This is a genomic window from Pseudomonas sp. FW305-3-2-15-E-TSA4 (genome assembly GCF_058787295.1).
Genome location: NZ_JBYSZP010000019.1, coordinates 44058 through 56352 on the forward strand (window position 1 = coordinate 44058; position 12295 = coordinate 56352).

Consider the following 12295-nt stretch of genomic DNA (forward strand, 5'->3'; position numbering starts at 1 on the left):
TTAACCCCCCGCCAGTCCTGCCGACTGACGGGCTGCAAAAGGCGGTATTAGATGACGGCTTTGTTGACTCGCCGCAAGGTGCTTGCGGGAATGGGCGTGCTGGGCCTGGGCCTGCTCGCGGGCTGCGACACCCGTGGCCAACTGTCGTACAAGTACGGCAAGGACCTGAGTGACAAGATCCTCGGGCGCACCTTCAAGCTGAAGAACACCGACGGCGAAACCATGACGCTGTCGAGCTTTCGCGGGATGATGCCGATGATCTTCTTCGGCTTCACCCAATGCCCGGCGGTGTGCCCGACCACCCTCGCCCGCGCTGCGCAAATCAAGAAGCTGATGGGCAAGGACGGCGACCGTCTGCAGGTGATCTTCATCACCCTCGACCCGGAACGCGACACGCCGCAGATCCTCGACGCCTACGTCAAAGCCTTCGACCCGAGCTTCGTCGCGCTGTACGGCACGCTGGAAGAAACCCAGGCCACCGCCAAGGAATTTGACGTGTTCTTCGAGAAGGTGCCGGCCGGCGACACCTATACGATTTCCCACACGTCCACCAGTTACGTCTACGACTCGCGCGGCCAGCTGCGCATGGGTCTGTCTGTATCGCTTTCGGCACAAGAGTGCACGGAAGATTTGCTCACCGTTATGGAGGTCTGCTGATGCACCCCGTTTTGAACAACATCAAACGCGCCGTTTGCGCTCTGTCGCTGCTGGGCCTGGCGTTTCAAGCCTCGGCTCAGACCAAAGTGGACGATGCCTGGGTGCGTGCGACCGTGCCGACCCAATCGGCCAGCGGCGCGTTCATGACCGTCACCGCGGACAGCGACAGCAAACTGCTGAGCGTTGCCTCGCCGGTGGCCAAAGATGTGCAGATCCACGAAATGAGCATGAAGAACGACGTGATGAGCATGGGCCAGGTCAAGTCGGTCGACCTGCCGGCCGGCAAAGCCGTCACCTTCGACCCGAACGGCTACCACGTAATGCTGATGGGCCTGACCGGCCAGCTCAAGGAAGGCGAAAGCGTACCGCTGACCCTGACCGTGGAAAACGCCAAGGGCGAGAAAGAAACCGTCGAAGTCAAAGCCGAAGTCCGTGCGCTGACGCACATGGAAGGCCACGATCACAGCAAGATGCATTGATCTGACTTGGCGGCAATAAAAAGGGGCGGCCTGATTGATGATCAGGTCGCCCCTTTTTTTGCGCATGTCAGCCGCGCTTGCGGGCCAGCGCATTACGCACGCTTTCTCTCGACATCCTCGAGCGCGATGCCGCCGCAGTTTTCTCCACGGGCGCCGCAGCCAACTGTTGCTTGCGCTTCAACACCTGACTCCAGCGATAACCGAGATAACCGGCCGCCGCGAAGAATCCCAGCCAACCAGTGATCAGGTTGACCAACGTCCACAGCCCGAGGGTGATCAGTACGGTTTTCCAGGTGAACAGCTTCAGGTTGTTGTCGACGGGCACCGTTTCAACCGGTGCCTGCTGCGCCACTGGAGTCTGCTGCACTCCATCCAGATCAAAGCGCAATGAGAAGTCCGCCCCCGGTACCTGGAGATTTATCTGATTGCCTTCAGCGGTATGCACCCGCACTTCGCCATTGACGACCGACACCGAGCTGAAACTGATCTGGGTTTCGTGATGAATCTCGCCGTTGACCAAGGTCACGACCGTTCGTTGTTCGCCATTGGGGGTGTCGCGCATGTCGATTCCTTGAGAACTCCACGTCGGACGACGTGCAAAGGGAAAGTCCGTTGGGCTCGAATGCTACTGAGTGGCCATCAGGCTGTCCAGAAACAGCCACAGGATTCAACTCTTTGGCGAGCCGTTATCAGCTCCCCGCGCCGCCATGCGCCTCTTCAAAGAAGTAATCCTTCCAACTGTCGGCCTTGTTCTTCAGCACGCCCAGTTCCTGCAGTTTCTCGGCATAGATGAACGTGCGCTGCGGCACCACCGTGAAGTCGATTTCCGGGTCTTTGACGATCTGTTCGACCAGCGCCAGCGGCAGCTTCGACTGTTCGACGCGGATGTACGCCTGGGCGGCGGCGGGTTTGTCGGCCTTGATGATTTTTTCCGCTTCGACCAACGCGTCGTAGAAGGCCTTGTAGGTCCTGGGATTTTCGTGGTGGAATTTTTCCGTGGTGTAGAGCACGTTGAACGTGGCCTGACCGCCGAGCACGTCGTAGGAACTCAGCACTTTGTGCACGTTGGGGTTTTGCAACGCCTGATACTGGAACGGCGGGCTGGAGAAGTGCGAGTTGATTTCCGAACCACCGGCAATCAGCGCCGCCGTGGCGTCCGGATGCGGCAGGCTGACCGAGATGTCGTCAAATTTTTTGTACTGGTCATTGCCGAATTCCTTGGCCGTTTCGATCTGCAGGGTCCGCGACTGGAACCCCACGCCCGCCGCCGGCACGGCGATGCGATCCTTGTCGCTGAAATCCTTCAGGGTCTTGATGTTCGGGTTGTTGGTCAGCAGGTAATTGGGCATCGAGCCGAGCGAGGCAATCGCCTTGACGTTCTGTTTGCCCCGGGTGCGATCCCACACGGTGAGCATTGGCGGCACCCCGGCGGAGACCACGTCCAGCGCGCCGGTCAGCAGCGCTTCGTTCATCGCAGTGGCGCCGGAGATGCTGTTCCAGTCGACCTTGATCTCCAGCCCCTGTGCCTTGCCGTGTTTTTCGATCAACTGCTGATCACGAACCACATCGAGAATCAGATAACCGATGCCGAATTGCTGGGCAATGCTGATCTTGCCTTCGGCCTGGGCGCCGGCGCTGAACAGCAGACTGCCTGCCAGGGATGCGGCCAACAGAGTCAGCGCAGAACGTTTGAACGGTATGGCCATGACAACCTCGCAGCAGGGTGGATTGCTGAAAGGCCGAACTCTATCGCTATAAAAAACAGAAATTAAATACCGTTATCGAATATCCATAGCACGCTCACGTTTGCCGTCATGCGCTGATTTAAACAGCCTGAAACAATAAATCTGCCATCGATTACACGCTGTGCGTCAGCCGTCAGCGCGCTGACACCAACGCCAGTCACGGCCTCAAGCCCTGCGCCGTGCCTGCGAGAGCGGATCAGCCGGTAGTTTAAAAGGGCGATCAGACAGCCCACCCTTGGTATCATCGCGCACACTTTTATGACGGTTTGATGGCTGGAAGGTCTTTGTTTGTGAGCGTTTTATTGCGTTGGTTGCGGCAGCCGCATGCCCGCCTGTTTTCCCTGATTCTGCTGGTGCTGATTGTACCGGTGTGCCTGCGCGCGGCGTTGGGCTGGTCGTCGTCGCTGGGCTATTTATCCGACCTGGCGATTGGCAGTTTGCTGGTGCTGTTGCTGCATCGCCGTGCGTGGTGGCTGGCGTTGCCGTTGTTGCTGTTCTGGGGGTTGCTGGCGGTGGCGACGGCCGAGTTGGTCAGCGCTGTCGGCCGGTTGCCGACCCCATCCGACCTGCATTACCTGATTGACCCGCAGTTCGTGGAGAACTCCACCGGTGGCGGCTTTGCCCATCCGGCGCTGGGCGTGGCCCTGTTGCTGGCGCTGCTGCTCTGGTTGCTGACGCGTTTCGCCAATCGCGCGCAACCCGCTGCTGCTCTGCACCGTGCCGTGTGGGCCGCACCGGCGCTGCTGTTCGCCGCGCACTGGGGCGTGCAAAACCAGTGGCCGAGCGAGGAGGATCCGTGGCGCCTGTACAACCTGCCGCATCAGTTGCTCGCCTCGCAAGTCGCCGATATGCAGTTGCAGGCCGAGGAATGGCTGGACGGTGACGTCGAAGAACCCGCGCCACAGATGGCCGGGCTGACCGATCTGGATCTCAATGGCCACAAGCTGTTGGCCGCGCCGGGGCAGGCGCGCAATGTGCTGATCATCGCCCTGGAGGGCATCCCCGGCGCGTACATCCGCGCCAATCGCGAGGCCATCGGCAGTCATTATCAGGAAGACCTGATGCCTCATCTCAGTCGCTGGGCCGAGCGCGGCATGAACACCCCGGATTACGTGCTGCATACGCACCAGACCATTCGTGGCCTGTACGCCATGCTCTGTGGCGATTACGACAAGCTCAACAACGGCACGCCCAAAGGCGTGGAAATGCTCACCCAGCAGGAGCGCAATCAGGCCTGCCTGCCGGCGCAACTGCGGCAGAACGGCTTCAGCACTCATTACCTGCAAGGCGCCGGTCTGCGTTTCATGGCCAAAGACAAGATCATGCCGCACATCGGTTTCGATGCGACCCATGGTCTGGAATGGTTCAGCAACGCCAACTATCTGGAGTTCCCGTGGGGCAAGGATGACAAGGCGTTCTTCGAAGGCGCGCTGGATTACGTCGGCCAACTGAAGAAGCAGAAGCAACCGTGGATGCTCACCCTGCTGACTGTCGGCACGCACCAGCCCTACTCCGCACCGGAAGAATATCTGGCGCGCTACGAGACGCCGAAACAGGCGGCCGTCGGTTATCTGGACGATGCGCTGGAGCAGTTCCTCAGCGGCCTCGAACGTCAGGGCGTGCTGAAAGACACGCTGGTGGTGATTACTTCGGACGAATCCCACGGCATCGATGGCGTGCGTCTGGCGTCGTCCTGGGGTTTCAACCTGACCTTGGCCCCGGAACACGAGCAACTGCCGCGACTGAATGCCGGGGTCTACGGTCATGTCGATCTGAGCGCGTCGATCCTCGACTATTTCGATCTGCCGGTGCCGTCGGCGCTGAGCGGCCGTTCGCTGTTCCGCGACTACGACAGCGGACGCGAAATCATGTCCTACACCAACGGCAAGCTGCGCTACCACAACGGCCAGGGGATCTTTTCCGAGTGCGACATGCCGCGCCGCTGCCGCTACTACGAAAGCGCCGGGTTCATTGCCGAGCGGGCCACCTTCAAGGGCAATGAAAGCAGCCAGCAGGCCCGGCAGATTGCCGCGCGGGCCATGGCGCTGGACCTGTCGCTGCTGCGCACCCCGCTCAATCAGCGTTACCAGTTCGGCAGCAACAACGTCATCCCGCTGCAGGCGCAGATCAAGGATGACTGGGCCGATAACCTGATCGGTGCGCAATACCTGGAAATGCCCAAGGGTTCGCACACCCGCGTGCGCCTGACCGTGCGCTCGGTGGACCCGCAGCAGGCGGCGTACATTCAGCTCAAGGCCAAGGAGTTCGAACAGGACGTGCAACTGGGCCTGCCGACCGAGATGGTCGCCACGGCCGATCAGCCGCTGCAGATGGATTTCAGCTTCGACAACCCGCAGCAGCGCAAGGCCTTTTCGTTTCACTTGCTGGGTTATGGATTGGGTGCGGTCGAGGTCACGGATTTCAGTGTGATTACTGAATTGCCGGGGCAGGAAGATCCGCTGGATGCGTTGCCGGATGATGAGACTGTGCAATCGAGTTGAAATCAGGGAAGGGACGGATTGGCTGGATCCGTCCCTTTACGTTTACTCACGGAGCTTAATTTCAAATTTACCTGTTATTTTCCCTACTCGAGGCAAACTAAAATCGATTTCACCTTTAACACCGTATTTATATTCGCCGCTTTGTAAGAACGTCACAGTTGCCACCCCTTGTTGAATCTCGTGAAAATCGCCGCCCTTACTAACGCTCCAAACCAGACCACCTTTGTACCACTTCACCTCGTGAGGGCCTTCTTTTATAGCCCATGGAACACAGAAGGCTACGGAGTTTTTATTATCTCTATCAGCCCCAACAATGTAATATTCCTCTCCTGCCCTGTGAAACACCACGTTCGTATCCGCGAACATGAACTCTACGTTATCAACGCTAGCTTTAAACGTGCCTTTATATTTACCGCGACCTTCATGAATCAGCTTAAGAATTTGCTCTTCTGGTTTAATTGAATTTTTCATGCAAATACACTCCCGACTCGATTGCCAACAAAGGTTTGTGATTCATCAGGCCCTTAACATGCAGCCAATATATTTTTTATTAATTCCTCCGCGCACTGTCAGAAATGACAGTCGTTTAGTCGATTTCGAGCTAAAAACCTTTCAACTCATTCCATAGCATCATTCATTGAAGAGTTTGCCTATCAGCCTCCAATAGTCGGCCTATTAGCTGACTGCCCGAGTCGGGTCTAGCCTTACTAGTCCGAAGTCGGCATGAGCCGGCCGCACAAGACCTGATAAGGACTCGAACATGGCAAACGAATCGAAATGCCCGTTCAACCACGCCGCCGGTGGTGGTACGACGAACCGTGACTGGTGGCCGAATCAACTGAACCTGAAGATCCTCAGCCAGCACTCGCCCAAGTCCGATCCGCTGGGCAAGGACTTCGACTACGCCAAAGCCTTCCAGAGCCTGGACTTCCAGGCCCTGAAACAAGACCTGCGTGCGCTGATGACCGACTCCCAGGACTGGTGGCCGGCGGACTTCGGCCACTACGGCCCGCTGTTCATCCGCATGGCCTGGCACAGCGCCGGCACCTATCGCACCGCCGATGGTCGCGGTGGCGCCGGCTCCGGGCAACAGCGTTTTGCCCCGCTCAACAGCTGGCCGGACAACGTCAGCCTCGACAAAGCGCGGCGACTGCTGTGGCCGATCAAACAGAAATACGGCCGCAATATTTCCTGGGCCGACCTGATCGTGCTCACTGGCAACGTCGCGCTGGAGTCGATGGGCTTCAAGACCTTCGGCTTCTCTGGTGGACGTCCCGATGTCTGGGAACCGGACGAAGACGTGTATTGGGGTTCGGAACGCGAATGGCTTGGCGGCGACAGTCGCTACGGCAAAGACAAATCGGCCATGCAGGAGCCCGGTGACGGCACGCTGGTAGCCGAACCGGACTTGCACGGCAAAGAGCAAAGCCGCACCGATCAGGGCGAACGTAATCTGGAAAATCCATTGGCCGCCGTGCAGATGGGCCTGATCTACGTCAACCCGGAAGGCCCTGAAGGCAATCCCGACCCGGTTGCCTCCGGTCGCGATATCCGCGAAACCTTCGGCCGCATGGCCATGAACGATGAAGAAACCGTCGCGCTGATCGCCGGCGGTCACGCCTTCGGCAAGACCCACGGCGCCGGCCCGGCCGACAATGTCGGACCTGAGCCGGAAGCGGCCGGCCTGGAAGAACAAGGCCTCGGCTGGCGCAACGCATTCGGCACCGGCAAAGGCGCCGACACCATTACCAGCGGCCTGGAAGTGACCTGGACCACCACCCCGACCCAGTGGAGCAACAACTACCTGGAAAACCTGTTCGGCTTCGAGTGGGAACTGTTCAAGAGCCCGGCCGGTGCGCACCAGTGGAAACCGAAAAACGGCGCGGGGGCTGGCACCGTTCCCCATGCGCACGATCCAAGCAAAAAACTCTCGCCAACCATGCTCACCTCCGACCTGGCGCTACGTTTCGACCCGATCTACGAGCCGATCGCCCGTCGCTTCCTGGCCAACCCGGACCAACTGGCAGACGCCTTTGCCCGCGCCTGGTACAAGCTGATCCACCGCGACATGGGCCCGCTGTCGCGCTACCTCGGCCCAGAATTGCCCAACGAAGAACTGCTGTGGCAAGACCCGATTCCTGAGGCCACTCACCCACTGATCGACAGCAACGACGCGGCTGCGCTGAAAAGCAAAGTGCTGGCGTCCGGTCTGTCGGTGTCGCAACTGGTGTCCACCGCCTGGGCCGCCGCATCGACCTTCCGTGGTTCGGACAAACGTGGCGGCGCCAACGGCGGACGTCTGCGTCTGGCCCCGCAGAAATTCTGGCAGGCCAACCAGCCGGAGCAACTGGACAAGGTGCTGAAGACCCTTGAGGGCATTCAGAACGAGTTCAACGCCGGATCATCCGGCAAGAAAGTCTCGCTGGCGGATCTGATCGTGCTGGCGGGTAACGCCGGGGTCGAGCAAGCGGCGAAAAACGCCGGGCACTCGGTCTCTGTGCCGTTCAATCCAGGACGCACCGACGCGACTCAGGAGCAAACCGATGTCGAGTCGTTTGGTTTCCTCGAACCGATTGCCGATGGTTTCCGCAACTACAGCAAGGGCAAATACACCGTGTCGGCCGAAGCGCTGCTGATCGACAAGGCGCAATTGCTCACCCTCTCCGCTCCGGAAATGACCGTACTGGTCGGTGGTCTGCGGGTATTGGGGGCGAATGTCGGGCAGAGCCGGCATGGCGTGTTCACCTCGCGCACGGAAACCCTGAGCAACGACTTCTTCACCAACCTGCTGGACATGGGTGTGGAGTGGAAGCCGACGTCGGCAGCGGCGGACGAGTTCGAAGGACGCGACCGTAAAACCGGTAGCGTGAAGTGGACGGCGACGCGGGTTGATCTGGTGTTTGGTTCCAACGCGATACTGCGGGCGCTGGCCGAGGTGTATGCGAGTGCTGACGCGAAAGAGCAGTTCGTCAAAGACTTCGTGGCGGCGTGGGCCAAGGTGATGGATCTGGATCGATTCGACCTGAAATAACAGAAAACGCAAAAACCTGTGGGAGCGGGCTTGCTCGCGAATGCGGTATACCAGTCGACATCTCCGTGTCTGACACACCGCTTTCGCGAGCAAGCCCGCTCCCACATTTCGTTATGCGTTACGCCAGGCTTTTGCTCACCACTTCATATACATCGCTGGACAGCTGACCGGAAGCCAGAATCCGCTCCAGCTCAGCCTTCATCAACGCCTGACGGGCGCTGTCGTATTTACGCCAGCGGGTCAGCGGCGCCAGTTGCCGCGAAGCGATCTGCGGGTTGAAGCCGTTCAGTTCGATCACCAGATCCGCAAGGAAGCGGTAGCCCGAACCGTCGGCGGCATGGAAGTTGATCAGGTTCTGCCCGGCAAACGCACCGACCAGCGCACGCACCTTGTTCGGGTTCTTGATGTTGAACGCCGGGTGCTGCATCAGGGCCTTCACCCTCGCCAGACCGCCCGGCAGTGTGCTGCCGGCCTGCACGCTGAACCACTGATCCATGACCAGCGGGTTGTCCTTGAAGTGCTCGGCGAAGGTCGCCAGCGCTTTGGCCTTGTGTTCTTCGAACGGCGAGTTGACCAGCACCGCCAGCGCGGTGAGGCGCTCGGTCATGTTGTCGCTGTTTTCGAACTGTTCTTGCGTGGCGGCCAGCACTTGCGGCTTGCCGCTGAGCATCAGGTACGACAGCGCAATGTTCTGCAGCGCACGACGGGCAAAGTGCTCAGCCTCGGCCACGTATGGCGTCTGCTTCGACAAATCGCGGTTGGCCTGATAACGCAGCCACAGCGCTTCGAACAAGTTGTCCGCCAGTTGCTTGCGGGCAAACTCGCGAGCGGTGTGGATCGCCTCGACATCCGCCACTTCGCTGATTTCGGTCAGATACGCTTCGCTCGGCAGCGAAAGCATTTCGGCGACCATGGCCTGATCCAGCGACTCGTCGGACAGCACGGTTTTCAGCGCCGAGATCAGACGCGGATCGAGCACCAGGCTCTCGCCCTTCTGCTGCTGGGCGATCAGCTCCTGCAGGACCTGCACCGACAGTTGCTGACCGGCATCCCAGCGGTTGAAGCCGTCGCTGTCGTGTTGCATCAGGAACATCAACTGGTCACGGTTGTACGGGAAGCTCAGTTTCACCGGTGCCGAGAAACCACGCAGCAACGACGGCAGCGGCTGTTCAGCGATGTCGACGAAGGTAAAGGTCTGCTCAGCCTCGGTCACCGAGATCACGCGGGTGGTGCCCTGGGCCGACGTTTCACCGGCCAGACGCAGCGCGATCTCGTTGCCTTTGCTGTCGAGCAGACCGAGTTCGACCGGGATCACGAACGGCAGTTTTTCCACCTTGTCCGGGGTTTCCGGGCAGCTCTGGCGGAAGGTCAGGCTGTAGGTTTTCGCCGCGGCGTCGTAGGACTCGCTGACCGCCAGACGCGGCGTGCCAGCCTGGCTGTACCAGCGTTTGAACTGGGTCAGGTCGACACCGTTGGCGTCTTCCATGGCTTTGACAAAGTCGTCGCAGGTCACGGCCTGGCCGTCGTGGCGTTCGAAGTACAGGTCACTGCCCTTGCGGAAGCCTTCGGCACCCAGCAAGGTATGGATCATGCCGACCACTTCCGAGCCTTTTTCGTACACGGTCAGGGTGTAGAAGTTGGAAATCTCGATGAAGCTGTCCGGGCGCACCGCGTGGGCCATCGGGCCGGCATCTTCGGCGAACTGGTGGGTACGCAGGTACGCTACGTCCTGAATGCGCTTGACCGTGGCCGAGTTCATGTCCGAGGAGAAACCGGCGTCACGGAACACGGTGAAGCCTTCCTTGAGCGACAGCTGGAACCAGTCGCGGCAGGTCACGCGGTTACCCGACCAGTTGTGGAAGTATTCGTGGGCGACGATTGCCTCGACCCGCTGGTGCGCGGCGTCGGTGGCGGTTTCGGCGCGAGCCAGCACGGCGCTGGAGTTGAAGATGTTGAGGCCCTTGTTCTCCATCGCGCCCATGTTGAAGTCGTTGACGGCGACGATCATGAAGATGTCCAGATCGTACTCGCGACCGTAGACCTCTTCGTCCCAGCGCATCGACTTCTTCAGGCTGTTCATCGCGTGCTGGCACTTGTCGATGTTTTCCGGCTCGACGTAAATGCGCAGTGCAACATTGCGATTGGTCATGGTGGTGAAGGTGTCTTCGACACACCACAAATCACCGGCCACCAGCGCGAACAGGTACGCCGGTTTCATGAACGGGTCTTCCCAGGTCGCCCAGTGTCGGCCGTCTTCGCCCGGGCCGGAGGCAATCGGGTTGCCGTTGGACAGCAGCACCGGATAGCTGTGCTGCTCGGCGACCACCGTGGTGGTGAACTTGCTCATCACGTCCGGGCGGTCGAGGTAATAGGTGATCTTGCGGAAGCCTTCGGCCTCGCACTGGGTACAGAACATCGTGCCGGACTTGTACAGGCCTTCCAGCGCGGTATTGGTTTCCGGGTGAATCCGGACGCTGGTGTCGACCGTGAAGCTGGCGCTGGCCGGCTGCAGGGTCAGGGTGTTTTCGCTCAGCTGGTAATCACTGGCGCTCAGTTCCTGGTCGGCCAGGGTTACCGACAGCAGTTCCAACTGCTGGCCGTCGAGCACCAGCGGCGGCAGGCCCGGGCCACGCTCCGGGTTGCGGCGCATCACCAGTTGCGCGTGGACCAGGCTGTGGTCCTCGAACAGCTCGAAGGTGAGGTGCGTCTCGTCGATCAGGTACTCGGGCGCCTGATAGTCCTTCAGGTAAATCATCTTCGGTTGTTCGGTGCGCATGCTGGAATCCTTATTGATGCACGGCGAGCTGATAGGCCGTGTATTTACGAATGTTGATCACGCCGGTGTCAAAAATCAGGTACTGACCCTTGATACCCAGCAGCGTGCCTTCGGCAATCGGGTTCTTGTCCAGGTTGAAGCTGACGATTTTGGCCGGGTATTGCTCGACCGGATAGCGGATTTCGAGAGGTTCTACATCGGCAATCGTCTGAATTGCTTGTAGGCCGAATCGCTGTTGCAGGCCTTGCAAGCCCTCGGCGCAGCTTTCAAATAACTGGTCGCGCACTTGGGCCAGGTCCACCGCCGCCGCATCGCCCTTGAGCAAGGCGCGCCAGTTGGTCTTGTCGGCCACCTGGCTGCGGAACAGGTCTTCGACGAAGCCCGACTGCTGGCGCGTCGATACGCGCATGATCGGCAGCGCCTGACTTGCGCCCTGATCGAGCCAGCGGGTTGGCAATTGCGTGGCGCGGGTGATACCGACCTTGATCCCCGACGAGTTGGCCAGATACACCACATGATCAGTCATGCAGAACTTCTGACCCCACTCTGGCTCCCGGCAGGTACCGGCCTCGAAGTGACAACGCTCCGGGCTCATGATGCACAGATCGCACTGCGCCAGTTTGGTCATGCACGGGTAGCAGTAACCCTGGCTGAAACTGGTTTTGGTCTTGCGCCCGCAATGGGTGCAATGAATCGCCCCCAGGTACTCCAGACGCACCGTGGTGCCGATCATGGGGTTGACCGGCACCTCGACGTCATCCAGACGAAACGCGTATTGCACATTCGGCCCGTCCAGGCGCGCCGACATTTTGCTGATTGCACCGCGGCCAATCTCGATCAATGGATGGCATCCGACTTGAACAGGATGTTCGGCACTTCGATCGACTTCGACGCACATTCCTGCGGGCCCATGTAACCGGTGCGCTGGTCTTCAGGCAGGTTCTGGATTTCCCAGGCGATCATCGCCTGCAGCGAAAGCTCGCGCTGTTCGGCGGTGAGTTTGCCACCGTCGGACCACTTGCCGATTTCCACGGCCAGTTTCAGGCTCTCGTAGATGTCCGGGGTGATGTTTTTGATCATGTCGTTAAAAGAGGACATCAGGGTCT

The 12295-nt window shown here is 59.7% G+C and carries 10 protein-coding genes; 4 read left to right on the plus strand and 6 right to left on the minus strand.

Annotation, left to right across the window (positions count from 1 at the left end; translation table 11 throughout):
* Positions 1-51 precede the first annotated feature (51 nt).
* Together AC3WMV_RS23815 and AC3WMV_RS23820 are read left to right on the plus strand one after the other, a co-directional pair.
* Positions 52-657, plus strand: coding sequence for an SCO family protein (locus AC3WMV_RS23815; protein ID WP_047599796.1), 606 nt, complete (start codon positions 52-54; stop codon positions 655-657).
* Positions 657-1136 carry a copper chaperone PCu(A)C gene (locus AC3WMV_RS23820; protein WP_103369009.1) on the plus strand — a complete coding sequence of 160 codons (480 nt, stop codon included), beginning with the start codon at positions 657-659 and terminating at the stop codon, positions 1134-1136. The genes AC3WMV_RS23815 and AC3WMV_RS23820 overlap by 1 nt, the downstream gene beginning before the upstream one ends.
* Positions 1137-1203: 67 nt before the next feature.
* Here AC3WMV_RS23820 and AC3WMV_RS23825 read toward each other — a convergent pair whose 3' ends face one another.
* Both AC3WMV_RS23825 and AC3WMV_RS23830 read right to left on the minus strand, forming a co-directional pair.
* On the minus strand, positions 1204-1698 hold the full coding sequence (locus AC3WMV_RS23825; RefSeq protein WP_103369008.1) for a hypothetical protein: 495 nt from the start codon (positions 1696-1698) through the stop codon (positions 1204-1206).
* Between the two features lie 127 nt (positions 1699-1825).
* A complete protein-coding gene (locus AC3WMV_RS23830; protein WP_103369007.1) occupies positions 1826-2842 on the minus strand; it encodes an ABC transporter substrate-binding protein in 1017 nt (338 codons plus the stop codon).
* A 308-nt stretch (positions 2843-3150) separates the two neighbouring features.
* On the opposite strand from AC3WMV_RS23830, the gene AC3WMV_RS23835 reads away from it, so the two are divergent.
* On the plus strand, positions 3151-5382 hold the full coding sequence (locus AC3WMV_RS23835; protein ID WP_103369006.1) for an LTA synthase family protein: 2232 nt from the start codon (positions 3151-3153) through the stop codon (positions 5380-5382).
* Positions 5383-5424: 42 nt separating this feature from the next.
* On the opposite strand, the gene AC3WMV_RS23840 is transcribed toward AC3WMV_RS23835, so the two are convergent.
* Positions 5425-5853 (minus strand): hypothetical protein, encoded by a 429-nt coding sequence (locus tag AC3WMV_RS23840; protein ID WP_097087905.1) that lies wholly within the window; start codon positions 5851-5853, stop codon positions 5425-5427.
* Between the two features lie 289 nt (positions 5854-6142).
* Between AC3WMV_RS23840 and katG the strand changes: the two genes are divergently transcribed.
* On the plus strand, positions 6143-8413 hold the full coding sequence (gene katG, locus AC3WMV_RS23845; protein WP_103369005.1) for a catalase/peroxidase HPI: 2271 nt from the start codon (positions 6143-6145) through the stop codon (positions 8411-8413).
* A gap of 118 nt (positions 8414-8531) precedes the next feature.
* Here the strand turns inward: katG and pepN are convergent, their stop codons facing one another.
* The 3 genes from pepN to AC3WMV_RS23860 are packed head-to-tail and all read right to left on the minus strand — an operon-like array spanning position 8532 to position 12287.
* Positions 8532-11189 (minus strand): aminopeptidase N, encoded by a 2658-nt coding sequence (gene pepN / locus AC3WMV_RS23850; RefSeq protein WP_103369004.1) that lies wholly within the window; start codon positions 11187-11189, stop codon positions 8532-8534.
* Between the two features lie 10 nt (positions 11190-11199).
* Positions 11200-12030, minus strand: a complete 831-nt coding sequence (locus AC3WMV_RS23855; protein WP_027613137.1) for a DUF2797 domain-containing protein — start codon at positions 12028-12030, stop codon at positions 11200-11202.
* On the minus strand, positions 12027-12287 hold the full coding sequence (locus AC3WMV_RS23860; protein WP_003224178.1) for a YeaC family protein: 261 nt from the start codon (positions 12285-12287) through the stop codon (positions 12027-12029). The genes AC3WMV_RS23855 and AC3WMV_RS23860 overlap by 4 nt, the downstream gene beginning before the upstream one ends.
* Positions 12288-12295: the final 8 nt, after the last annotated feature.